At 67.7% G+C, this 22,415-nt stretch carries 20 protein-coding genes and 1 tRNA gene; 9 read left to right on the forward strand and 12 right to left on the reverse strand.

Going from position 1 to position 22,415, the window contains the following annotated elements:
* Nucleotides 1-86 precede the first annotated feature (86 nt).
* From pknB to ACH4EW_RS06135, 6 genes are all read right to left on the reverse strand, one after another.
* Nucleotides 87-2,066: a Stk1 family PASTA domain-containing Ser/Thr kinase gene (gene pknB, locus ACH4EW_RS06110; protein WP_398252046.1), complete on the reverse strand. Its 1,980-nt coding sequence runs from the start codon at nt 2,064-2,066 to the stop codon at nt 87-89.
* Nucleotides 2,067-2,233: 167 nt separating this feature from the next.
* Nucleotides 2,234-3,691: a penicillin-binding transpeptidase domain-containing protein gene (locus ACH4EW_RS06115; protein ID WP_398252049.1), complete on the reverse strand. Its 1,458-nt coding sequence runs from the start codon at nt 3,689-3,691 to the stop codon at nt 2,234-2,236.
* Nucleotides 3,688-5,088, reverse strand: coding sequence for an FtsW/RodA/SpoVE family cell cycle protein (locus ACH4EW_RS06120; protein WP_398252051.1), 1,401 nt, complete (start codon nt 5,086-5,088; stop codon nt 3,688-3,690). The genes ACH4EW_RS06115 and ACH4EW_RS06120 overlap by 4 nt, the downstream gene beginning before the upstream one ends.
* Before the next feature lie 23 nt (nt 5,089-5,111).
* Complete coding sequence (locus ACH4EW_RS06125) at nt 5,112-6,617, reverse strand: Stp1/IreP family PP2C-type Ser/Thr phosphatase (RefSeq protein ID WP_398252054.1); 1,506 nt, start codon at nt 6,615-6,617, stop codon at nt 5,112-5,114.
* Between the two features lie 129 nt (nt 6,618-6,746).
* Entirely contained in the window at nt 6,747-7,259 is a 513-nt protein-coding gene (locus ACH4EW_RS06130; protein ID WP_398252057.1) for an FHA domain-containing protein, read from the reverse strand.
* 10 nt (nt 7,260-7,269) lie between these two features.
* Nucleotides 7,270-8,133, reverse strand: coding sequence for an FhaA domain-containing protein (locus tag ACH4EW_RS06135; RefSeq protein ID WP_398252060.1), 864 nt, complete (start codon nt 8,131-8,133; stop codon nt 7,270-7,272).
* 315 nt (nt 8,134-8,448) lie between these two features.
* On the opposite strand from ACH4EW_RS06135, the gene ACH4EW_RS06140 reads away from it, so the two are divergent.
* The 6 genes from ACH4EW_RS06140 (at nt 8,449) to ACH4EW_RS06165 (ending at nt 14,418) form a co-directional block, all read left to right on the forward strand.
* Nucleotides 8,449-8,531 (forward strand) — tRNA-Leu (locus ACH4EW_RS06140).
* Between the two features lie 223 nt (nt 8,532-8,754).
* The gene (locus ACH4EW_RS06145) at nt 8,755-10,473 is read left to right on the forward strand and encodes a sensor histidine kinase (RefSeq protein WP_398252063.1); all 1,719 of its coding nucleotides are present in this window, start codon (nt 8,755-8,757) and stop codon (nt 10,471-10,473) included.
* Nucleotides 10,474-10,501: 28 nt separating this feature from the next.
* Complete coding sequence (locus ACH4EW_RS06150) at nt 10,502-11,161, forward strand: response regulator (protein WP_398252066.1); 660 nt, start codon at nt 10,502-10,504, stop codon at nt 11,159-11,161.
* Nucleotides 11,162-11,566: 405 nt separating this feature from the next.
* On the forward strand, nt 11,567-13,027 hold the full coding sequence (locus ACH4EW_RS06155; RefSeq protein ID WP_398252069.1) for a DUF2252 domain-containing protein: 1,461 nt from the start codon (nt 11,567-11,569) through the stop codon (nt 13,025-13,027).
* A 58-nt stretch (nt 13,028-13,085) separates the two neighbouring features.
* Nucleotides 13,086-14,027 (forward strand): hypothetical protein, encoded by a 942-nt coding sequence (locus ACH4EW_RS06160; RefSeq protein WP_398252072.1) that lies wholly within the window; start codon nt 13,086-13,088, stop codon nt 14,025-14,027.
* A 46-nt stretch (nt 14,028-14,073) separates the two neighbouring features.
* The gene (locus ACH4EW_RS06165) at nt 14,074-14,418 is read left to right on the forward strand and encodes a rhodanese-like domain-containing protein (RefSeq protein ID WP_398252075.1); all 345 of its coding nucleotides are present in this window, start codon (nt 14,074-14,076) and stop codon (nt 14,416-14,418) included.
* A 45-nt stretch (nt 14,419-14,463) separates the two neighbouring features.
* Here the strand turns inward: ACH4EW_RS06165 and ACH4EW_RS06170 are convergent, their stop codons facing one another.
* The 6 genes from ACH4EW_RS06170 to paaA all read right to left on the reverse strand — a co-directional run bounded on the left by ACH4EW_RS06170 (nt 14,464) and on the right by paaA (nt 19,386).
* On the reverse strand, nt 14,464-15,687 hold the full coding sequence (locus tag ACH4EW_RS06170) for an acyl-CoA dehydrogenase family protein (RefSeq protein ID WP_398252078.1): 1,224 nt from the start codon (nt 15,685-15,687) through the stop codon (nt 14,464-14,466).
* Nucleotides 15,688-15,837: 150 nt separating this feature from the next.
* Complete coding sequence (locus ACH4EW_RS06175) at nt 15,838-16,896, reverse strand: 2Fe-2S iron-sulfur cluster-binding protein (protein ID WP_398252081.1); 1,059 nt, start codon at nt 16,894-16,896, stop codon at nt 15,838-15,840.
* Nucleotides 16,897-17,403 carry a 1,2-phenylacetyl-CoA epoxidase subunit PaaD gene (gene paaD, locus ACH4EW_RS06180; RefSeq protein ID WP_398252084.1) on the reverse strand — a complete coding sequence of 169 codons (507 nt, stop codon included), beginning with the start codon at nt 17,401-17,403 and terminating at the stop codon, nt 16,897-16,899.
* Nucleotides 17,397-18,098 carry a 1,2-phenylacetyl-CoA epoxidase subunit PaaC gene (gene paaC / locus ACH4EW_RS06185; protein WP_398252087.1) on the reverse strand — a complete coding sequence of 234 codons (702 nt, stop codon included), beginning with the start codon at nt 18,096-18,098 and terminating at the stop codon, nt 17,397-17,399. Before paaC ends, paaD begins: the two co-directional genes overlap by 7 nt.
* Entirely contained in the window at nt 18,095-18,385 is a 291-nt protein-coding gene (gene paaB, locus ACH4EW_RS06190) for a 1,2-phenylacetyl-CoA epoxidase subunit PaaB (protein WP_398252090.1), read from the reverse strand. The genes paaC and paaB overlap by 4 nt, the downstream gene beginning before the upstream one ends.
* Complete coding sequence (gene paaA / locus ACH4EW_RS06195) at nt 18,382-19,386, reverse strand: 1,2-phenylacetyl-CoA epoxidase subunit PaaA (RefSeq protein ID WP_398252093.1); 1,005 nt, start codon at nt 19,384-19,386, stop codon at nt 18,382-18,384. Before paaA ends, paaB begins: the two co-directional genes overlap by 4 nt.
* A 118-nt stretch (nt 19,387-19,504) precedes the next feature.
* On the opposite strand from paaA, the gene ACH4EW_RS06200 reads away from it, so the two are divergent.
* The 3 genes from ACH4EW_RS06200 to ACH4EW_RS06210 are packed head-to-tail and all read left to right on the forward strand — an operon-like array spanning nt 19,505 to nt 22,283.
* A complete protein-coding gene (locus ACH4EW_RS06200; protein WP_398252096.1) occupies nt 19,505-20,272 on the forward strand; it encodes a DUF5819 family protein in 768 nt (255 codons plus the stop codon).
* Complete coding sequence (locus ACH4EW_RS06205) at nt 20,269-21,525, forward strand: HTTM domain-containing protein (protein ID WP_398252098.1); 1,257 nt, start codon at nt 20,269-20,271, stop codon at nt 21,523-21,525. Before ACH4EW_RS06200 ends, ACH4EW_RS06205 begins: the two co-directional genes overlap by 4 nt.
* The gene (locus tag ACH4EW_RS06210) at nt 21,522-22,283 is read left to right on the forward strand and encodes a TrmH family RNA methyltransferase (RefSeq protein ID WP_398252101.1); all 762 of its coding nucleotides are present in this window, start codon (nt 21,522-21,524) and stop codon (nt 22,281-22,283) included. Before ACH4EW_RS06205 ends, ACH4EW_RS06210 begins: the two co-directional genes overlap by 4 nt.
* Nucleotides 22,284-22,415 lie beyond the last annotated feature (132 nt).

A 22,415-nucleotide genomic window follows, 5' to 3' on the forward strand; every position in this document is an offset into this window, starting at 1 on the left:
CCCCGGAGGCATCGTGGCAGGGCACAGCAAAGGGCCCCGGTCACCGTTGGGCGGTGCCGGGGCCCGATGGGCGGTGCGGTTCGGGGTCAGTGTCGTGAGCCGGACGGGCCGCCGAAGAAATTGCCGTCTTCACCGCCTGGCATGGTCAAGACGTTGACCGCGCTGTTCTTGTCGACCGGCTGGTTCGCGTTGGGCTGGAAGCTGACGATCTTCGCGTTGTCGTCCTTCGGGCCCTGCACCTGCCCGAGCTGCAGACCCGCCCCGGCAAGCAGGCTCTTCGCTTCCCCGAGGGTCTTGCCCTGCAGGTCGGGAACCGTGGTCTGCTCCGGCTGCGGTGGACCCTTGGAGACCTTCAGGACGATTTGGACATCCTTGGCCTGCTTGCCGGCACCTGGGGCCTGCTCGACCACCACGTCCGCCGCCTCGGTCGATTCGACGTCGGTACGCACGATGTTGGTGAACCCGATGCGCTTGAGCTGGTCCTCCGCATCCTGGTACGTACGGGTGCGAACGTCGGGGAGGTCCAGCAGGGCCTGCTTGGCGACCGTGATCGTGACCTCGGAGTTCTTCTCGGCCTTCGTGTTGCCCTCGGGGTCCTGCTTGATGACCGTACCCGCGGGCATGTCGGACTCGACGGTGGTGACGTTCACCGTGAAGCCTTTGTTCTCAAGTTCCTTACTGGCGGTCTTCTCTGTCTTCTCCACGACGTTCGGGACCTCGACCTTCGGCGCACCGGTGGAGACGACGACCGTGACGGTCTCCTCCTCCACCATCTTGCCGTCGGCGGTCGGGGTCTGGCTGCAGATCTTGCCCTTGGGCTGGTCCTCGCAGGGTTCGTGCGAACCGACTTTGAGAATGACGTGGGAGGTTTCCGCGCGTTTCTGTGCTTCCTTCACGGTCGAGCCGACCATGTTCGGCACATCGACCTTGCCGCTGTTGTTGTCGGTGCCGCTGAACACCGAGCGGCCGATCAGGATCGCGCCGATGAGCACCAGGATCCCCGCGACGATCAGCAGGATTGTCGAGGTGCTGCTCTTCTTCTGGCGGCGGCGGTCCGGGCGGTCGTCGTAGCCGTAGCCGCCGTCGTCCGGGTTGACCGGGGGCAGCATGGACGTGGGCGCGCCGTTCTGGTCCGCGGCACGCAGCGCGGTGGTGGGCTGGTCGTTGCCGTACCCGTCGTAACCGCCGTAACCGGCCGCACCCATTGCCGCGGTGGCGGCGACCGGCTGGCCGTCGAGGCAGGCCTCGATGTCGGCGCGCATCTCGTCGGCCGACTGGTAGCGGTAGTCGGGGTCCTTGGTCAAAGCCTTCAACACGATCGCGTCCATCGCGGGCGTGATCTCGGGGTCGAAGTTGCTCGGAGGCTGCGGCTCTTCCCGTACGTGCTGGTAGGCGACCGCGACGGGTGAGTCCCCGATGAACGGAGGCCGGACCGTCAGCAGCTCGTAGAGCAGACAGCCGGTCGAGTACAGGTCGGAGCGTGCGTCGACCTGCTCGCCCTTGGCCTGCTCCGGGGAGAGGTACTGGGCGGTGCCGATGACGGCGGAGGTCTGGGTCATCGTCATACCGGAGTCGCCCATGGCGCGGGCGATGCCGAAGTCCATGACCTTGACCTGGCCGGTGCGCGTCAGCATGACGTTCGCCGGCTTGATGTCGCGGTGGACGATGCCCGCGCGGTGCGAGTACTCCAGCGCCTGGAGGATGCCGACGGTCATCTCAAGGGTGCGCTCGGGCAGCAGCTTGCGGCCGGAGTGCAGAAGTTCCCTGAGCGTCGACCCGTCGACGTACTCCATCACGATGTACGGGATGGAGACCCCGTCGACGTAATCCTCACCCGTGTCGTAGACAGCGACGATCGCCGGGTGGTTGAGCGAGGCGGCGGACTGGGCCTCACGGCGGAACCGGGCCTGGAAGGACGGGTCGCGGGCCAGATCGGTCCGCAGCGTCTTCACAGCTACGGTGCGGCCGAGCCGGGTGTCGTGTGCGAGGTAGACCTCGGCCATGCCACCACGGCCGAGCACCGAGCCCAGCTCGTACCGGCCGCCGAGGCGACGCGGCTCTTCCATAACTGTTCCAGCCCTCTCCGTCAGTCCCGACCGCACCGGTGTGCGGTCCGGCGGTGTGCTGCTCGCACATACGCTACCGGCCGCGCACTACCTGATCGGCCCGGAGTCCGGACCTGATATCTGACCGGTATCCCGATGTGCAGGTATGGCACCCGATGTGATGGGCATCACTTCTTGCTGTCGATGACCGCCTTCATTACAGACTTTGCGATAGGCGCGGCCAGACCACCGCCGGAGATGTCGTCGCGGTTGGCCTGGCCGTCCTCGACGACCACGGCGACGGCGACCGGGGAGCCGCTGTCCGTCTTGGCGTAGGAGATGAACCAGGCGTACGGCTTCTCGCTGTTGTTGAGACCGTGCTGGGCCGTACCCGTCTTGCCGCCGACGGTGGCGCCGGGGATCTTGGCCTTCTGCCCGGTGCCGGTGTCGACGACGGTCTCCATCATCTGCTGGAGTTTCTGCGCGTTCTCTCCCGAGAGGGGCTGGCTGAGCTGCTCCTTCTCGTGGGTGTAGATGACGTCGAGGTTGGGCGCCTGGCGTTCGGCGACCATGTACGGCTGCATCAGCTTGCCGTCGTTGGCGACCGCGGCGGCGACCATGGCCATCTGGAGCGGGGTTGCGCGGTTGGACGCCTGGCCGATGCCGGCCATGGCGTTCTGCGGCCGGTTGTCCTTGGGGTAGATGCTGGCGTCGGCGCGTACCGGGGTGAAGATTTCCTTGTTGAAGCCGAACTTGTTGGCCTGGTCGATCATCTTCTGGTTGCCGAGGTCGTCGCTGATCTTGCCGAAGACGGTGTTGCAGGACCACCGCAGCGCTTCCCGGAGCGAGGCGTTCTCGCAAGGGATGTTGCCCTCGTTCTCCAGGTTGCCGGTGGTCAGCGGGAGCCGGTAGGGCAGCGGCGACTTGGTGGGTTCGTCGATGCTGGTGTACAGCCCGTTCTCCAGCGCGGCCGCGGCGGTGACGACCTTGAAGGTCGAGCCCGGGGGGTAGGTCTCGCGCAATGCCCGGTTGAGCATCGGCTTGTCCTTGTCCTTCAGAAGCTGTTGCCGGGCGTCGGCGTCCTTGAGGGAATTGCCCGCGAATACCGAAGGGTCGTAGGAGGGAGTGCTGACCAGAGCCAGGATGGCGCCGGTCTGCGGGTCGATCGCGGCTACGGCACCCTTCTTGTCGCCGAGTCCGTTGAAGGCGGCCTTCTGGGCGGCGCCGTTGAGAGTGGTGACGATGTTGCCGCCGGTCTTCTTCTCACCGGTGAAGAGTGACAGAGTGCGGTCGAAGAACAGCTGGTCGCTGTTGCCGGTGAGGATTCCGTCCTCGATGCTCTCCAACTGCGAGGCATCGAACGCCTGCGAGGAGTAGCCGGTCACAGGGGCCCACATGGGGCCGTCCTTCCAGACCCTCTTGTACTTGAAGTCGCTGCCCTTGGTCTCGACGGACCCGGTGACCGGGTTTCCGTCGACGATGATGTTGCCGCGCTCATGTGCGTACCGCTCGATCTGTACGCGGCGGTTGTGCTCATTCGCGTTCAGTTCATCGGCACGCACGTACTGCAGCCAGTTGACGCGGAACAGGAGCGCGAGGACGAGCACCCCGCAGAAGATCGCGACCCTGCGAAGGGGCTTGTTCACGGTCGGACCACCTGGGTCATCTCGGCGTCGGGTGATGGTGCTGGGGCCGGAGCGGGGCGGCGCGCGGTGTCACTGATGCGGAGCAGGATGCCGATCAGAGCCCAGTTGGCGATCACTGATGACCCGCCCGCCGCGAGGAACGGCATGGTCATACCTGTGAGCGGGATGAGTCCCATGACACCGCCGGCAACGACGAAGACCTGAATGGCGAAGGAGCCGGAGAGGCCGATCGCGAGGAGCTTGCCGAAGGGGTCACGGGCGGCGAGGGCGGTACGGACGCCGCGCTCGACGATCAGACCGTAGATGAGAAGGATCGCCATCATTCCGGCGAGGCCGAGCTCCTCGCCGACGGTGGCGAGGATGAAGTCGGAGTTGGCGGCGAAGCCGATGAGGTCGGAGTTGCCCTGGCCGAGCCCGGTTCCGAGTGTGCCGCCGGAACCGAAGGCCATCAGGGACTTGGCCATCTGCTCGCTCGCGGCCTCCTTGCCCCAGCCTGCGAAGGGGTCGAGCCAGGCGGTGACGCGCTGCTGGACGTGCGGTTCGAACGAGGCGACACCGATGGCGCCGACCGCGGACATCAGCAGGCCGAAGACGATCCAGCTGGTGCGTTCGGTGGCCACGTAGAGCATCACGACGAACATGCCGAAGAACAGCAGGGAGGATCCCAGGTCGGTTTCGAAGATCAGGATCAGGATCGAGAAGGCCCAGACCATGAGGATCGGTCCGAGGTCACGGCCACGCGGCAGGTACAGCCCCATGAACCGGCGGCTGGCCAGAGCGAGTGCGTCGCGCTTGACCATCAGATAGCCCGCAAAGAAGATGGCGATGATGATCTTGGCGAACTCGCCGGGCTGGATGGTGCCGACGCCCGGGATGCTGATCCAGATCTTGGCGCCGTTCACGGCGGGGAAGAACATCGGCAGGATCAGCAGGAACAGCGCGACGACCATGGAGATGTAGGTGTAGCGCTGCAGGATGCGGTGATCCTTGAGGACCACCAGTACGACGACGAGCAGCCCGACGCCGACCGCGGAGAACATCAGTTGCTTGGACGCGGCAGGCGCGAAGGTCTCCAGCGCCTGGAACCTCTCGGACTGGTCCAGGCGCCAGATGATGGCCAGGCCCAGGCCGTTGAGCAGGGTGGCGAGCGGCAGCAGCAGCGGGTCCGCGTACGGCGCGAATCTGCGGACGGCGAGATGCGCAACGGCAGCGAGCAGGGCGAGCCCCAGTCCGTATCCGAGCATGCCGGAGGGCAGTTTGCCATGGAGGGCGAGGCCCACATTGGCGTACGCGAACACGGAGATGGCGACGGCGAAGACCATCATCATCAGTTCGGTGTTACGCCGGCTCGGTGCGTCGATCGCGCCGATCGTGGTCGTATTGGTGACAACGCTCATGGTGCTGAAGGCTCCCTACGGCTTTACTGCTTACCGCACTGCGGGACCAGCTTTTTCTCTTCCGCCGAGAGGCTGGGACCAGGAGTGGGAGTCGCTGCGGTCGGCTTGGTCTTGGTGGCATCGGGAGTCTCGGGCGTCTTGCTGACGTCCGCGCCCGTCCCACCGGCTTGGCCCTCGTCGGAGCGGGCTTTCTCGGCCGCGCGTCGCTGGGCGTCCTTCTTGCAGGCGGATGCCTGGACGGCGAGTTCGCCGATCTTCTCGCGTGCGGCTGTGAGGTTGCCCTCCGCGATGGTCGCCTCGACCTGCTTGCGCTGGTAGGGCGGGAGGTACTTGAGTTCGATCTCGGGGTGGTCTTTCTCGACCTTCGAGAGCGAGATCCAGGCGAGGTCCTGGCTGATGCCACGGAACAGTGCGACGTGTTCGTTCTTCGCACCGACGTAGAACTGGTTCTGGGTCCAGCGGTAGCCGCCGTAGATGCCGCCGCCGATGACGGCGAGCGCGAGCACGGTGCAGAGGGACCTCTTGACCCACTTGCGGCCGCCGCCGGGCTTGATGAAGTCGTCGTCGGTGTACGCGTCGAACGAGCCGTCCGGCATTCCGCCGTAGCCGATGTCGTCGCCGCTTCCGGGCGGGCCGAAGCCGCCTGCGGGAGGTGGGACGGGGCGGCCGAGGCCGGCCGCTCGCCCGGCGGGGGTCTGCATGGCGGCTGTGTTTTCGGCGGCGGTCATCTGTGCAGCCTGGTTCTCTGCGACCGCGCCGACGATGACCGGGGTGTCGTTGAGCTGTACGGCCAGGGTGTCATTGCTGTCGACGTCGAGGACATCGGCGACGATGCAGGTGATGTTGTCCGGGCCGCCGCCGCGCAGTGCGAGCTGAATCAGCTCCTGGATGGTCTCCTGGGGGGCCTGGTAGCCGGCGAGGGTCTCTTCCATCGTCTGGTGGGAGACGACCCCGGAGAGCCCGTCGGAGCAGATCAGATAGCGGTCGCCGACCCGGACCTCACGAATGGAGAGATCGGGTTCGACGTGGTCGCCACTGCCCAGCGCACGCATCAGAAGGGCGCGCTGCGGGTGGGTGGTGGCCTCTTCCTCGGTGATCCGGCCCTCGTCGACCAGCCGCTGCACCCAGGTGTGGTCCTGGGTGATCTGGGTGAGTACGCCGTCGCGCAGCAGGTACGCACGGGAGTCGCCGACGTGGACGAGACCGAGGCGCTGGCCGGTCCAGAGCAGGGCGGTGAGCGTGGTGCCCATGCCCTCCAGCTGGGGGTCCTCCTCGACCATCATGCGCAGCTGATCGTTGGCTCGCTGGACCGCCGTACCGAGCGAAGTGAGAATGTCCGAACCCGGGACGTCGTCGTCGAGCTGGACGAGTGTGGAGATCACCTCGGAGCTGGCGACCTCGCCGGCTGCCTGGCCGCCCATGCCGTCGGCGATGGCGAGAAGGCGCGGACCGGCGTAGCCGGAGTCCTCGTTGCCTTCCCGGATCATGCCCTTGTGTGATCCGGCGGCGAAGCGCAGGGAAAGACTCATGCGCACCTCGCCCGTCGGCTCGGGGTACAGACGGTCTCGAGCCACACTGCCCACCCTCCGGTCGGGAACCGGTCCGGGTCCGTTGCCCGGACCGCCGCGGCTCGCTCGCTCCGCTCGCTCATTGTCGTACTACTTCCGCAGCTCGATGACGGTCTTGCCGATCCGGATCGGCGCGCCCAGCGGAACAGGTGTCGGGGTGGTGAGTCGGGTCCGGTCGAGATACGTGCCGTTGGTGGACCCGAGATCCTCGACGATCCACTGGCCGTCACGGTCGGGGTAGATCCTGGCATGCCTGCTGGACGCGTAGTCGTCGTCCAGGACGATCGTTGAGTCGTGGGCCCGGCCCAGCGTGATGGTCTGCCCCTGGAGCGCCACCGTGGTGCCGGTGAGGGTGCCCTCGGAGACGACCAGCTTTGTGGGTGCCCCCCGGCGCTGGCGGCCGGACTGTTGGCGTTGCTGCGGCGGTGCCGCGGCACTCTGGCGTGCCTGTGGCGGCCGTGCATCGGCAGCGCGGCGTGAGCCGCGCTGCGTGACGCGCGTTCCGAACAGGTCGCTGCGGATGACCTGGACGGCCACGATGACGAACAGCCACAGAACGGCCAGGAAACCTAGCCGCATGACCGTCAGGGTCAGCTCTGACATTGCCCCCGCTTCACCCTTCGGCTTGCCGGTAAACGATGGTGGTGCTGCCCACGACGATCCGCGAGCCGTCGCGGAGCGTAGCGCGGGTTGTGTGCTGCCCGTCTACCACGATGCCGTTGGTAGACCCGAGATCCTGGATCGTCGAGGGCGTTCCGGTCCGGATCTCACAGTGCCGACGTGATACGCCGGGGTCGTCGATCCGCACGTCGGCGTCGGTGCTGCGTCCCAGCACCAGCGTCGGGCGGGAGATCTGATGGCGGGTGCCGTTGATCTCGATCCAGCGCCGCGCCTGCGCGTTCGGCAGGGGGCTGGGTCCGGTCGGCGGATGCCGGTCGGTACTGGACGCTCCGGGCCTGCCCGCGCCCGGCGGCGGGGCCGCGGGCATGGGCGGGGCGGCGCTGGGCGGGTAGCCGTAGCCGCCGGTGGGCTGTGGCGACCGCCCCGGGCCCGGGTGGCTCTGCAGTCCTTGCCGGCCCTGGGGGTCCTGCTGCTGTGACGAACTCGACGCGAGGGTTCGGCTGCGTACCCGGTAGAGCCCGGTGTCGAGATCGTCGGCCTTCTCCAGGTGGACCTTGATGGGGCCCATGAAGGTGTACCGCTGCTGCTTGGCGTAGTCGCGGACCAGGCCGGAGAGTTCGTCGCCCAACTGGCCGGAGTACGGGCTGAGCCGCTCGTAGTCCGGGGTGCTGAGTTCGACGATGAAGTCGTTGGGGACGACGGTCCGTTCACGGTTCCAGATCGTTGCGTTGTTGTCGCACTCGCGCTGGAGGGCTCCCGCGATCTCGACCGGCTGGACCTCGGACTTGAAGACCTTGGCGAAGGTGCCATTGACCAGACCTTCGAGACGCTGCTCGAAACGCTTCATGACTCCCATGGGGCACCTCCTCCGTTGTAGTCGTCCCTGTACTGCTTACTGATCGTATCCACGCGTGGGGAAAACGGCTGGTTCCCCTTGCCTGCTCTGTGGATGAGTGTCACCTCTCACATGGATCGTAGAGGCGGCCTCCTGACAGTGTCCCGCACCTGGGGCGCACTGGGGAGGAGTGGGGGCGGCCGAAAGGCGTTCCCGATTCCCGCCGGGTGTTCGGTGAAACAACGGATGTGAATCCACCCTGTCCATCGTGCTAATCTTCCGGATGTCGCCAGGCGCTCGCACCAAACAGTGAGAGAGCCTGGAAACACCACTCTTGCGCGAGTGGCGGAACGGCAGACGCGCTGGCTTCAGGTGCCAGTGTCCTTATGGACGTGGGGGTTCAAATCCCCCCTCGCGCACAAGAGAGAAGCCTCACAGACCAACGGTCTGTGAGGCTTCTTCGTTCCCTGGTGCGCATCGATGTTCGCCACTGCCTGCCCTGTCTCTTATGTCTGTCATGTTGCCCGTTCGGGCTTCTGCGTGGCCGATGGGCGGCGACCGGGGTGTGGGCGACTTTCGTCGTGGACGGGTACGACGAAAGTGGGGCGTCGTGCGCATCCGTGGCTGCCTAGGGTGCGAAACGTGTACGCGATATCGAAGCTCAGGGCCGGGTGGCAGTGGTGTGCGGTGCCCGAGCTGTGGTCCCGGCGCAGGGCGGCCGGAGAGGCCGTGCTGGCCGTGATGCTCGGGCTGCTCGCCGCCGGCGTGGAAGAGCTGCTGCGGAGCGGGGAGCTGCGGCTGTGGGCGGTGTCCGTCGCGGTCGTGGTGCTGTCCTTGATGAGGCGCCGGCTGCCGGTGACCGTGCTGGTGGTGACGGCCGCCCTGGCCGGGCTGTCCGGCGGATTCGCGCTGCTGCTGATGGTGGTGGCGTGGAGTTCCGGGCGCCGGATCGCCGGGGCGGGACGGGCCCTGGGGGCCTTCACCACCTCGTACGCGTTCTATGTGGGGCTGACCGTGGCGGTGAACTGGTCGGGGATGTGGCCGCTGACCCAGGTGCTGTTCACCACCCTCTACTTCCTGGCGACGACACTCGTGCCCGGCCTCGCCAGCCGGTACTGGACACAGCGCCGGACCCTGTTGCACGCCCTGCAGGAGCGCAACGCGCAGCTCATCCGGGAGCGGGTCATGATCGTGGGACAGGCGCGGCTCATGGAGCGCCAGCGGATCGCCCAGGACATGCACGACAGCCTCGGTCACCGGTTGGCGCTCATCTCTGTCCATACGGGGGCGCTGGAGGTCGACCGTGAGCTGACGGCACGGCAGCGGGAAGTGGTCGGGGTGCTGAGAGATGCCTCGGTGCACGCGATGCATGAGCTGCGTGAGGTCGTCGGCATTCTGCGGGACGGTGTCGAGGGACCGGTGCAGGGCGAGGGCGGGCAGTCGGCGGCACGGGGGACCGCCGGCATCGAGGAGCTCACGGCAGTGGCGCGGGCTGCCGGGAGCGCTGTGGAGCTTCGTCACACAGGAAGCATCCGGGCGCTTGCCGCGGCCTCGGACCATGCGGCGTACCGCATCGTCCAGGAGGCGCTGACGAATGCGTACAAGCATGCGCCGGGTGCGGCGATCACAGTCGAGTTGCGCTACGAGACGGATTCCTTCGTCGTCGAGATCGTCAACGGTCCACAGCGGGATATGCGGCGCGCGGGTGAGGTCGTCAGCGGCGGGCAGGGGCTGCCCGGCCTGCATGAGCGGGCCCGGCTGGTCGGCGGCATGGTGCACACCGGCCGGACCGAGGACGGCGGCTTCCGGGTGGCCGGGGTGCTTCCGTACGGTGCCGAGGGCGCGGTCGGTGGGCTGGCGGGTGCGCCGATGGTTGATGCGGAGGACGACTTCCGGCAGCAGTCCCGAATGGCTCCGCAGGGGAACGGTGGTCCGGGCATGGACTGGACGGTTTCCGAGCGGGAGTTGGCGATGAGCGGTAGCAGAAGGAGTCCGGGCAGCGGGGTCGCGCTGGGCTGCGGGATAGGGGCAGGGGCCTTGGTGCTGTTGGTGCTGGCCTGTGGCTTCGGTCTCTACTTTCTGGTGGCGGAGGCGAACAAGGGGATGATCGATCCGAGTCAGTACCGGTCGATCGAGATCGGCACGGCGGAGGACAGGGTGCGGGAGGAACTGCCTGCCGGGGATACATTCATGACGGCCGGCCTCGACGGTGGGGGACCCGAGAAGCCGGCCGGGGCGAGGTGTCTGGTCCTGATGTCCTCCGAGATCGGCGACAACTTCGACACCGAGCCTGTGTTCCGGTTCTGCTTCCGGGACGGCAAGCTGATCGAGAAGAAGTCCTACGAGGTCGCCAGTGGATGAGGCGCCCGGGGCGAGCGCGGGGGTATGAGTGACGGGTCAGCTGATCAGGGTTGTCATCGCTGACGACGAGCCCCTCATCCGCGCCGGGATACGGATGATCCTCACCTCGGACCGTTCCATCGAGGTCGTCGCGGAGGCGGCGAACGGGCGGGAGGCCATCGAACTGGTCCGTGCCCATGCCGCGGATGTGGTGCTGCTCGACATCCAGATGCCGGTGATGGACGGGCTTACGGCGTTGGCAGAACTGCGAACGGCGGCTCCGGCGGCACGGGTGATCGTGCTCACGACGTTCGGTGAGCGGGAGAACGTGCTGCGGGCGCTGGAGCAGGGGGGTGCCGGATTCCTGCTCAAGGACACGGCTCCGGCCGAACTGATCCAGGCGGTGCGGGCAGCGGCGGCCGGAGATGCGTATCTCTCACCCGGTGCCACCCGGCATGTGGTGGATCAGCTGACCCTGGGCCGGACGGCGGTGCGGGGTGAAGAGGCGCGACAGCGGGTGGCCGCGCTCAGCGGGCGGGAACGCGAGGTGCTGGCAGTGCTCGGGGAAGGGCTCTCCAACGCGGATGCGGGCAGGCGCTTGCACATGAGCGAGGCGACGGTGAAGACGTATGTGAGTCGCATCCTGGCGAAGCTGGGATGTGAGAACCGAGTGCAGGCTGCGTTGTTGGCGAGGGATGCGGGCCTGTAGGGGAGTCGTGAGGTGTGGCGGGTGGGGCGAGACCGGGATGGTTGGGCTGTGTTTCACGTGAAACACCCGATTCAGGACGTTCCCGCACGTTCGAAAGGGCCGGCCGGGGTGGTCGGTGGAACCTCCGAGGGCGGGGCTGCACAGGGACGGGGGCGGCACGACAGAGGCGAAGCCCGGATTGGGGCGGACAGCGAGGAAGAGGCGGAAGAGGAGCTGGAAGAGGCCGCTGGAGTCTGACCAGGGCAGAGCGTGCACAGCGTGCACAGGGGGTTGTCCACAGGCCGGAAGGTAAGTTTTCCACAGGCGAAGACGGTTTTCGGTGGATGGCGGTACCTTCTTCGCAATTGATCTGCGACTGGGCATCGGGCCAGGAGCGCAGGACGAGGGCGGGGGAGGCTGCGCGCCATGGGTGAAATCGAATCGACGGTGCCGGTTCAGCAGGCTGTGACTGGAAATCCGCGCATTCCGGTTGTCCTCGGATTCGCTCGGCGGGCGGATGGGGCGACTGCGGCGGGCAGCAGCGCGCCGCAGTCGCCCAGGGGTGCGGGCAAAGCCCTGCGGGCGAGGGTCTCCAGGGCCTCTCACTCTTCTCTGGAGCTTCCGGCCGGGCGGCCCGATGCCGTGCAGGCGGTCAAGGAGTCGAGCCGCGGCAGGGTGCCCGGTCTCGCCCCGATCAGGGTGGGACGAATGGCGGCCACGCCGTTCGCCTTTCTGCGCGGCTCGGCCGGACTGATGGCCCATGACCTGGTGGGCACGCCCGTCAGCGGGGTGGGCGCCCAGCTCTGCGGCGATGCGCACGCGGCCAATTTCGGGCTGTACGGCGATGCGCGCGGCAGCCTGGTCATCGATCTGAACGATTTCGACGAGACCGTGTTCGGCCCCTGGGAATGGGATCTCAAGCGCCTGGCCACCTCGCTGGTACTCGCCGGGCGGGAGGCCGGGGCGGACGAGGACACCTGCCGTCAGGGCGCGTACGACACGGTGGGCGCCTACCGGCGGACGATGCGGCTGCTGGCCAAACTGCCCGCGCTCGATGCCTGGAACGCCATCGCGGACGAGGAATTGGTCTCGCACACGGATGCGCGGGATCTGCTCGGCACTCTGGAGCGGGTCTCGGAGAAGGCCCGCAACAACACCAGCGCCCGTTTCGCTGCCAAGTCCACCGAGGATTCCGGTGACGGTGGACGTCGCTTCATCGACGCGCCGCCGGTGCTGCGGCGGGTGCCGGACGACGAGGCCGCCGCGGTGGCAGCGGGACTCGGCGACTATCTGGGCACTATCTCGGAGGACCGGGTGCCGCTCCTCGCCAGATACGCGATCCACGACGTGGCGTTCCGGGTGGTCGGCACGGGGAGCGTCGGCACCCGGTCGTACGTGGTGCTTCTGCTCGATCACCGCGGCGAGCCACTGGTGCTGCAGGTGAAGGAGGCGCGGCCCTCAGTGCTGGCGCCGTATCTGCCGGCTGTCGGGTTCGACGTGCCGGAGGTGGCGCACGAGGGGCGTCGAGTGGTGCTCGGGCAGAAGCGGATGCAGGTCGTCAGCGACATTCTGCTGGGGTGGGCCAGCGTGGCCGGGCGGCCCTTCCAGGTGCGGCAGTTCAGGAACCGCAAGGGCAGCGTGGACCCGGCGGCCCTGGCAGCCGACCAGGTCGACGACTACGGCCGGATGACCGGTGCTCTGCTGGCGCGTGCCCATGCGCACAGCGCCGATCCGAGACTGATCGCGGGGTACTGCGGCAAGAATGAAGAGCTGGACGAGGCGGTGGCGGCGTTCGCGGTGACGTACGCGGACCGTACGGAGGCGGACCACGCAGAGCTGATACGGGCCATCGACGCGGGGCGAATAGCCGCCGAACTGGGCGTGTGAGCGGCATTCCGCCGACCGCGCGTGATCGGGGCGCCGAAGGTGGCCATACGCTGGACGAGTGACCCACGAAGCCGCCGGGGTGCCGACCACCCGGAACGACGATGACCGGCAGGACAACGACCGGCAGCACGAGCAGCATGCACCGGATGCGCAAGATGCGCAGGAGGGCCGGTCGGCCGCTGTCGGTGATGGGACTGGCGGGGCAGCCGGCGGGTACGCGGAGGAGGCCCGGCCCGAGGCTCGGCTCGCCAAGGCGGTACGGGTGGCGGAGCAGGCGCTGATCGAGTTCGAGATCGCGGTGGAGACCTTTCGGGTCGAGGTCGAGAACTTCTCCCGTCTGCATCATCAGAAGCTCGGGCCGATGTATGCCCGCCTCGATGAGCTCGATGCTCAGATCGCGGAGGCCCGAGCCGCCAGGACCGGTGATCCCGAGGACCTCCGCAAGGCTCAGGAGGCCCGAGCGATCGTGATGCCGATGCCGGGCGTCGACGAGCTGTTCCACGACTGGATCGACTCGGACGGGCTGTCCCCCGAGGCAGCGGCGATGCTGACCGAGCAGCCGGTCCGGCCGCCCAAGCGGGTCCGGCCGACCGAGGAGGCGCGCAAGCTTTACCGCGAGCTGGCGCGCAAGGCCCATCCGGACCTGGCGCAGGATGAGACGGAGCGGGCCCGTCGCGACGAGTTCATCACCCGCGTCAACGCCGCTTACGGGCGTGGTGACGAGGCGCTGCTGATGGAGCTGGCGCAGGAGTGGGCGGCGGGGCCGGTGGCGCCGGAGGCGGAGCTCAGCGAGAGCGAGGAGCTCTACGCCCGGCTGAACTGGCTGACCAAGCGCAAGGAACTCCTGACGGTGCTCGCTCAGGAGCTTGAGGAGAGCGCTATCGGGGCCATGCTGCGGATGGCGCCCGATGATCCGGACGGGCTGCTCGACGAGATCGCCGATCAGCTGCTGGGCGAGGTCGCTCAGCGTGAGGCGGAGCTGGCCGGTCTGGTGCAGTAGCGTTCCTGGTGACTCCGGATCGTACCTACGAGAGAAGGCATGACCCATGAATTTCGCCCCGCTGCCCTCGGTGGATGTTGCGGCAGTTCCGTTGGACGGCCTCGTTCTGGACGTCCGGGAGAACAACGAATGGGCGGCCGGTCATGTCGAAGACGCCCTGCACATTCCGATGAGTGACTTCGTGGCTCGCCTCGGTGAGATCACCGAGGCTGCCGAGGACGGGCGGCGTGTGCATGTGATGTGCCGGGTCGGTGGCCGGTCCGCCCAGGTCACCCAGTACCTGGTGCAGCAGGGCATCGACGCTGTGAACATCGACGGCGGGATGCTCGCCTGGGACGGTGCCGGGCGTCCGATGGTCACCGACAACGGCAACCCGGCTTTCGTGCTCTGAACCGGATGGCGGCTCGGTGGCCAGCCACTGGGCGCTGGTCGGGGGTCAGCCGGGCAGGTGGGCGGCTAGGAGGTCGCCCAGCGCCTCCTCGTGCGCCGCTGCGGGGCCCAGGGACAGCTCGATCTGCTTCGCCCAGGCATGGAAGCGGTGCAGTGGGTAGTCGGTGTCTGCGCCGAAGCCGCCGTGCAGATGCTGTGCCGTCTGCACGATCCGGCGGACACCGTCCGATGCCCAGATCTTCGCCACGGCGATGTCGCCCTCGGCGGGCAGCGCACCGTCGGCCCCGGTGGAGATCCGCCAGGCCGCTTGCCAGAGCGTCACTTCCATGGCTCGCAGGTCGATGTAACGGTCCGCGGTCTGTACGGCGACGGACTGGAAGGTTGCGATGGGAAAGCCGAACTGCTCGCGCTTGCCGGTGTATTCGCTCGTCATGGTGAGCACGGCCTCGCCCAGACCCAGGGCGAGCGCGCACGTTCCGGTGGTAAGCAGGGCACGCAGCCACTCCCAGGCCCCGGCAGTGTCGATCAGCGCGCGGCTGTCGATTCCTACCGAATCCAGCCGGACCTCGGCGAACAGCTCACCGTTGGTGGAGACCTGCTTGACGAGGGTGACTCCGTCGTGGGTGGGTTGGATCAGGGCCACAACGGCCCGGCCCTCGCCCGTGTGGGCGGGAACCGCGATCCAGTCCGCGGCCTGCGCCCACGGCACCCCTGACTGCACCCCGTCGAGCACCCAGCCCGCGACGTCACCATCGGAATCCCCGGGCGCGTCGCCGAAACCTTCGTCGGGCCTTTCGCCAGGTTCTGCGCACGGCCGGTTGTTTCTCGCGGGAACTTCACGGCGGGCCGTGACGGCGAGCTCGGCCGGATCGTGGCCGGAGCGACCGTTGGCCCCGACGGTGAGGACCAGCTCGCCCCGGCCGACCCGGGGCAGCAATTCGGCGGCCAGCCTTGGGCCGCCGTAGCGCTGGAGCGCCATTGCGACCGCGCACGTCTCCAGCAGTGGCACTCGCGCAAGTACCTTGGCGGACTCGCGAAGCACCAGACAGAGCGCGACGAGATCGAGCCCGGCCCCGCCGTGCTCCGGTGCCAGCGTCAGGCTCAGCAGATCGCTGGTGGCAAGCCGCGCCCACAGCTGCCGGTCGATGTCCTCGGCCACCGCGCCCGGGACGAGAGCGGGGCTGGGAACTACGTCGGGCGCGACGCCCGAAAAGACCGCTCTCGCCGCCTCAGCGGCCGCCTGCTGTTCCTCGGTGAAGGTGAAATCCACTGCCCTGGCCTCCCGCGAACCGCTGCTCCCCTACCCAGATCTGACGGTTCGTCAAGATAGAACAGGTTCTATGAGAAGGGAACAGGGGGAGGTGTGGAGGGGTGGGTGGAACGGGGTGTGGCCGACGGTCGGCGGCCGGCCTGTTGGCGCTCAGCGGTCGAAGTCGAGTTCCACCTCCGGAGTGACCGGGTGCGATTGGCACGCCAGCACATAGCCCGCGCCCGTCTCTTCGGGCTCCAGCGCGAAGTTGCGGTCCATCTGTACCTCTCCCGAGACCAGGAACGCCCGGCAGGTCCCGCACACACCGCCCTTGCAGGCGTACGGTGCGTCGGAGCGGCTGCGCAGCACCGTCTCCAGCAGCGATTCGCCATCCTGTACCGGCCAGGTTCCGGAGCGGCCGTCCAAGGTCGCGGTGAGTCTGCTGTGAGCAGGCGTTTCGGTCCGTGGGCGGGCGGGCGCGTTCGGGCCGTCGTCCACATGGAAGATCTCCTGGTGGATTCGGGTCCGGTCGATGCCCAGGCCGTGCAGCGCGCCTTCGGCCGCCCGCACCAGTCCGAACGGGCCGCACAGATACCAGCCGTCCACCTCCGCGACCGGAAGCAGTGCGGGCAGCAGGTCGGTGAGCCGATCCCGGTCCAGTCGGCCGGACGGGAGACCTGCCTGCTGTTCCTCCCGGGAGAGCACCGTGACCAGCTGAAACCGGTCCGGGTAGCGGTCCTTGAGGTCGGCGACCTCGTCAAGGAACATTGTCGAGAGCGCCGTCCGGTCGCTGCGGATCAGACAGAAACTGGCGCCGGGCTCCCTCGCCAGGAGTGTCGCCGCGATCGACAGCACCGGGGTGATTCCGCTGCCTCCGACGATCGCCGCGAAATGTCCGGCGCGAGGCGTGAGCACGAAGCGGCCCATGGGGGGCATCGCCTCGACCAGGTCACCGACGGCGAGTTCCTTCAGCGCGTACGTGGAGAACGCGCCGCCGTCGACGAGGCGAATGCCTACCCGTAGAGCCGGATCTGGCTGTTCCTCAGCGGCCGGGGAACAGATCGAGTACGAGCGGCGGATCTCCTCGCCATCGACGGTGTAGCGCACATTGAGGTGCTGGCCGGGTTTGTGGCGGAAGGTCTCGCACAGCTCGGGCGGCACGGCGAGGGTGACGGCCACCGAATCGTCCGTGAGCCGTTCGACAGCGCGGACCCGGAGCGGATGGAACATCTACAACTCCTTGAAGTGGTCGAACGGTTCGCGACACGTCACACAGCGGCGCAGTGCCTTGCATGCAGTGGAGGAGAACCGGCTCAGCAGCTCCGTATCGGTCGAGCCGCAGTGCGGGCAGCGCACCGAGAGTGTCAGCGGTACCGGGCCACCCGCGGGCGCCGTGGCCTCGTGCGGGCGCGGGGGCGCGATGCCGAACTCGGCCAGCTTGCGCCGTCCTTCCGCGCTGATGTCGTCGGTCGACCAGGCCGGCGAGAGCACGGTGACCACGGAGACCTCGGGTATGCCGTGGTCATGCAGCACCCGCTCGATGTCGGAGGACATGGCCTCGATCGCCGGGCAGCCGGTGTAGGTCGGGGTGAGACGCACGGTGACCCTGCCTGGTGCCACCACGTCCACGCCCCGGAGCACTCCCAGCTCGTCCAGGGTCAGTACAGGCAGTTCGGGGTCGGGTACGGAGCCCGCCAGCCGGTGCAGCTCCTCCTCCAGGAGTGTTTCGGTCACCATGACGCCCCCGGGTGGCTGCGATGCAGGTGCTGCATCTCGGCGATCATCCGTCCGAAGGGTTCGGTGTGGATGCCCTGGCGTCCCGCGCCCGCCGTCCATGCTCCGGACCGCGGGCCTGTCGGCACGCTCAGGGTGGCTTGCTCCAGCACTGCGGTGACGGATTTCAGCCAGCCGCCGTGCAGCGACTGCCAGTCGATCTCCACGCTCTCGACGGGCTGGAACAGCTCGCCGGTGAACCGCCACAGGGCGTCGACCCCGCGCTGCATCCGCTCATGGCTCTCGGCCGTGCCGTCGCCGAGCCGCAGCGTCCAGTGCTCCGCGTGGTCCTGGTGGTAGGCGACCTCCTTGACCGCCTTCGCCGCCAGCCCGGCGAATGGACTCCCACCGGCCTCCAACTGCTCGTAGAGCAGTCGCTGGTAGGTGGAGAAGTAGAGCTGGCGGGCGATGGTGTGGGCGAAGTCGCCGTTCGGCTGCTCGACCAATTGGACATTGCGGAAGGCGCGCTCCTCGCGCAGATACGCCAGCTCGTCCTCGTCCCCGACGAGGGAGAGCAGCACCCGGGCCTGCCCCAACAGGTCCAGAGCGATGTTAGCCAGGGCCACTTCCTCTTCCAGTACGGGGGCATGGCCTGCCCACTCCCCCAGCCGGTGCGAGAGCACCAGCGCGTCGTCGCCCAGGGCGAGGGCCGCGGTCACAGGTGCTTCACCCCTTCCGGGATCTTGTAGAACGTCGGGTGCCGGTACGGCTTGTCACCGGCCGGCTCGAAGAAAGAGTCCTTCTCGTCCGGTGAGGAGGCCGTGACCTGTGCGGACGGGACTACCCAGATGGAGACGCCCTCGGAACGGCGCGTGTACAGATCGCGCGCGTTGCGCAGGGCCATTTCCGCGTCCGGGGCGTGCAGGCTGCCCGCGTGGGTGTGGGACAGTCCGCGGCGCGAACGCACGAACACCTCCCACAGCGGCCATTCGGTCGAGCTGCTCATGCTGTCGCCTCCCCGTTCCGTACTGCTGTGTGCTTCTCGGCATACGCAACCGCTGCGTCCCGGACCCAGGAGCCCTCCTCGTGTGCCCGGCGGCGCTGGGTGAGGCGCTGCTCGTTGCACGGGCCGTTGCCCTTGAGGACCTCCTGGAACTCCTGCCAGTCGATCGCCCCGAAGTCGTGCTGTCCACGATCCTCGTTCCACCGGAGATCCGGGTCCGGGAGGGTGAGCCCCAGCGCCTCGGCCTGTGGGACACAGATGTCCACGAAGCGCTGCCGCAGCTCGTCGTTGGAGTGCCGCTTGATCTTCCAGGTCATCGACTGCGCCGAGTGGGCCGATGCGTCGTCCGGCGGGCCGAACATCATCAGGGACGGCCACCACCAGCGGTTCACCGCGTCCTGCGCCATCTCGTGCTGCGCCGGGGTGCCGCGGCTGAGGGTGAGCAGCAGCTCGTAACCCTGACGCTGGTGGAAGGATTCCTCCTTGCAGATACGGACCATCGCCCGGGCGTACGGGCCGTAGGAGCAGCGGCAGAGCGGTACCTGGTTGGTGATCGCGGCGCCGTCCACGAGCCAGCCGATTGCGCCGACGTCCGCCCAGGTCAGCGTCGGGTAATTGAAGATCGATGAATACCTCTGGCGGCCTGCGTGGAGCTTGTCGAGCAGTTCCTCGCGGCCGGTGCCGAGGGTCTCCGTGGCGCTGTACAGATAGAGGCCGTGTCCGGCCTCGTCCTGCACCTTGGCCATAAGGATCGCCTTGCGGCGCAGCGAGGGTGCTCGCGAGATCCAGTTGGCTTCCGGCTGCATTCCGATGATTTCGGAGTGGGCATGCTGGGCCATTTGCCTGACCAGTGAGGCGCGGTACGCATCCGGCATCCAGTCGCGCGGCTCGATGCGCTCGTCCGCCGCCACCGCGGCATCGAAGGCTGCCTCCAGGGCCTCGTCCACCCCTTCGGGGCCGCCTGCTCCTGCCTGCGCTGTCTGGTCCGCAGTCACTGCCGTCATCCCGGACTCCCTACCGACCGACCGATCGTTCGGTTCATTGTCTTCAATGGTGAGTCGGTGACCCGTAGGGTGTCAACCCTGTGGATAACTGACGGGGATCGACGGGGATCGGGGCAGGATGGATTCGTACGACGACAGGGGTGTCGGGAGCGGGAGCGAGAACGGGAGCGTCGGGCCAGGGCCGGGGCAGCGCGAAGATGCGTCGTCCGGCGCCGATCGGGTGTCTGGGCCAGGTCCCCGTGGCGGCATGGCTGCTCTGTCACTTCCGTACCAGATCGTTGCCGCGATCGCACTGGCGGCCATCGGGCTGGTCGCCTGCGCTCAGCTGGCCATGGTGTTTCTGCACGTCGCACCCTCCAATACCCTGACCAAGCAGCACGGCGAAGCGGTCGACGACTGGATCTATCCCGAGTTCGAGCAGAACTGGAAGCTCTTCGCCCCGAACCCGCTTCAGCAGAACGTGGCGGTTCATGTACGAGCCGAGATAGTCGGCGCCGACGGCCGCCACACCACCCCCTGGATGAGCCTTTCCGGTGAGGACGGCAAGGCGATACGCGGCAATCTGGCCCCCAGCCACGTCCATCAGAACGAACTCCGTCGCGCCTGGGACTTCTATCTCAGTTCCCATGACAACGAGAACCGGGCGAATGGCCTGCGCGGTGAGCTCTCCGAGCGCTACATCCGCCGCATCGCGATGCTGCGACTCAGCGAACACGACTACGGCGGCACCATCGAGCGCATCCAGATCCGTTCCGAGGTGCGGTCCATCGCAGCGCCCGGATGGAGCGAGGAGAAGATCAGTACGAGGCCGTCCTACCGGGTGCTGCCGTGGTGGACCGTAACCTCCGCCGACCTCCCCGAGAACACCGAGGGGGCGGGCAAGTGAGTACGTTCACCTTCGACCGCAAGCTCGCTCGCGGCATCCAGCGCATTACTTCCTCGGCCCTGGGCCAGTACCAGAGCGCCGTCATCCGGATCGGGTTCTCCGCCACCTACCTGCTGTTCCTGCTGCGCGAACTGCCGCACCGCCACGAGATGTACGGCCCCGACGCCCCGTGGAGCTGGGACATGGCGCAGCAGCTCATATCGGGCAATCAAGCCTTCACCACGCTCATGTGGTCGGACAGCACGGTCTGGTTCGAGATCGTGTACGCGGTTGCTCTGCTTTCCGCCGCACTGTTGATGGTCGGCTGGCACACCCGCGCCATGTCGGTCCTCTTCATGGTCGGTGTGCTCTCCCTGCAGAACCGCAACATTTTCATGGGCGACGGCGGCGACAACGTCATCCATCTGATGGCGATCTACCTCGTGCTGACGCGCTGCGGGCAGGTGTGGTCGTTGGACGCGCGGCGTGCGGCCCGTGCGGGCCGTCCGACAGAGACGGATGCGGAAGACGATGGTCCGCGACGTTCGGTGCGGGGGAACGTGGCCGGTCCGGTTCTCTGGGTGGTGCTCGGCCTGGTTCTGATCGTGGCCACCGTGACAGACGGCCTCGGCGGCACCTGGTGGCTGCCGGTTCTCTTCTGGGCCCTCTGGGCCGGCCAGGGTGCCTGGTGGGCCGTGAATCGCTATGCCCCGCACAGCGAAGCGCGCACCCTGCTGGATGTCGTCGCCAATCTCGCCCACAACGCGACCCTCGTCGTGATCATGGCCGAGGTCTGTCTGATCTACGCGACGGCAGGGTGGTACAAGATCCAGGGTTCGCGGTGGCAGGACGGCACGGCGCTGTACTACCCGCTCAAGCTCGACTACTTCACGCCCTGGCCCGGGCTGTCGGACATTCTCGCGTCCAACGGTGTCATGGTGATGCTGATCACGTACGGCACGGTGATCGTCCAGGTCGCCTTCCCCTTCACCCTGTTCAACCGGCGGGTCAAGAACGTCCTGCTCGTCGTCATGATCTGTGAGCACGTCGGCATTGCCCTGCTGCTCGGGCTGCCGTTCTTCTCGATGGCGATGATCGCCGCCGACTCCGTCTTCCTGCCGACCGTCTTCCTGGTGTGGCTCGGTGGCCGGGTGACCCTCGGACGGGAGCTGCTGTTCTCGCGCAGGGGCAAGGTGCCGGGGCAGCGGCATGCCGACGATGACGAGGAGGCCCCGCTGCACAGCGGCGCCGGGGACCATACGCTCGTCGGGTGAGTAGTGAGAGCGGCAGCAGTGGCAGCACCGGTGGTACCGGCGGGGATTCATTGACCGAAGAGTCCGTAGGGATCGGACTCGAACCGTCCGTCGCATCCGTACCGGCGGCGGAACCGATGCAGTACGACGACGGATTCGGGACGGAGATCGGCGTCGGGCCGCATCCGCTGCCCTGGCCCGTGGGCGAGCAGTACGACCCCGAGCTGCTGGCCCACGGCGACCGGCGCAACGTGGGCGACGCCTACCGGTACTGGACGCGGGAGGCGATCGTCGCCGATCTGGATCTGCGGCGGCACGACTTCCATGTGGCGGTCGAGAACTGGGGCCACGACTTCAATATCGGTTCCGTGGTGCGCACCGCGAACGCCTTCCTCGCCAAGGAGATCCACATTGTGGGGCGGCGGCGCTGGAACCGGCGCGGTGCGATGGTCACCGACCGGTACCAGCATGTGCGGCACCACCCCGACACGGAGTCGCTGACCGTGTGGGCGGCGGCGGAGGGGCTGCCGATCATTGGGATCGACAATCTGCCGGGGGCGGTGCCGCTGGAGCGGACCGAGTTGCCGCGGCGGTGTGTGCTGCTCTTCGGGCAGGAAGGGCCCGGGCTGACCGAGGAGGCCCGCAAGCACGCGGCGATGGTGTGCTCCATTGCGCAATTCGGGTCGACGCGGTCGATCAATGCGGGGGCTGCGGCTGCGATTGCCATGCACGCGTGGGTGCAGCGTTATGCGGAGATTCCGGGGGTCGGGCAGGAGTAGGGGCCCGGGGCGGGCTGGGGCTCTGAGGCAGGTGGGGCGGCGCCGGGTGCGGGTGGGGCGCTTGCGGCGGTCCTGTTCCCCTGCCCGCCCCTTCCCGTGACCGGGGGCTCCACCGCCGGACCTGCGCCTCAA

Origin of the sequence: Streptomyces sp. NPDC018000, assembly GCF_044328025.1 — a bacterium.
Classification (GTDB): Bacteria; Actinomycetota; Actinomycetes; order Streptomycetales; family Streptomycetaceae; genus Streptomyces.

Excerpts from the sequence above, each read along its gene's own strand:
- paaB (WP_398252090.1), bottom strand. The coding sequence starts at position 18,385 with ATGAGCAGCTCGACCGAATGGCCGCTGTGGGAGGTGTTCGTGCGTTCG.
- ACH4EW_RS06130 (WP_398252057.1), bottom strand. The coding sequence starts at position 7,259 with ATGTCAGAGCTGACCCTGACGGTCATGCGGCTAGGTTTCCTGGCCGTT.
- paaA (WP_398252093.1), bottom strand. The coding sequence starts at position 19,386 with ATGACGGCAGTGACTGCGGACCAGACAGCGCAGGCAGGAGCAGGCGGC.
- paaD (WP_398252084.1), bottom strand. The coding sequence starts at position 17,403 with ATGGTGACCGAAACACTCCTGGAGGAGGAGCTGCACCGGCTGGCGGGC.
- ACH4EW_RS06125 (WP_398252054.1), bottom strand. The coding sequence starts at position 6,617 with ATGAGTCTTTCCCTGCGCTTCGCCGCCGGATCACACAAGGGCATGATC.
- ACH4EW_RS06120 (WP_398252051.1), bottom strand. The coding sequence starts at position 5,088 with ATGAGCGTTGTCACCAATACGACCACGATCGGCGCGATCGACGCACCG.
- ACH4EW_RS06200 (WP_398252096.1), top strand. The coding sequence starts at position 19,505 with ATGGATTCGTACGACGACAGGGGTGTCGGGAGCGGGAGCGAGAACGGG.
- ACH4EW_RS06175 (WP_398252081.1), bottom strand. The coding sequence starts at position 16,896 with ATGTTCCATCCGCTCCGGGTCCGCGCTGTCGAACGGCTCACGGACGAT.
- ACH4EW_RS06165 (WP_398252075.1), top strand. The coding sequence starts at position 14,074 with ATGAATTTCGCCCCGCTGCCCTCGGTGGATGTTGCGGCAGTTCCGTTG.
- ACH4EW_RS06155 (WP_398252069.1), top strand. The coding sequence starts at position 11,567 with ATGGGTGAAATCGAATCGACGGTGCCGGTTCAGCAGGCTGTGACTGGA.
- pknB (WP_398252046.1), bottom strand. The coding sequence starts at position 2,066 with ATGGAAGAGCCGCGTCGCCTCGGCGGCCGGTACGAGCTGGGCTCGGTG.
- ACH4EW_RS06135 (WP_398252060.1), bottom strand. The coding sequence starts at position 8,133 with ATGGGAGTCATGAAGCGTTTCGAGCAGCGTCTCGAAGGTCTGGTCAAT.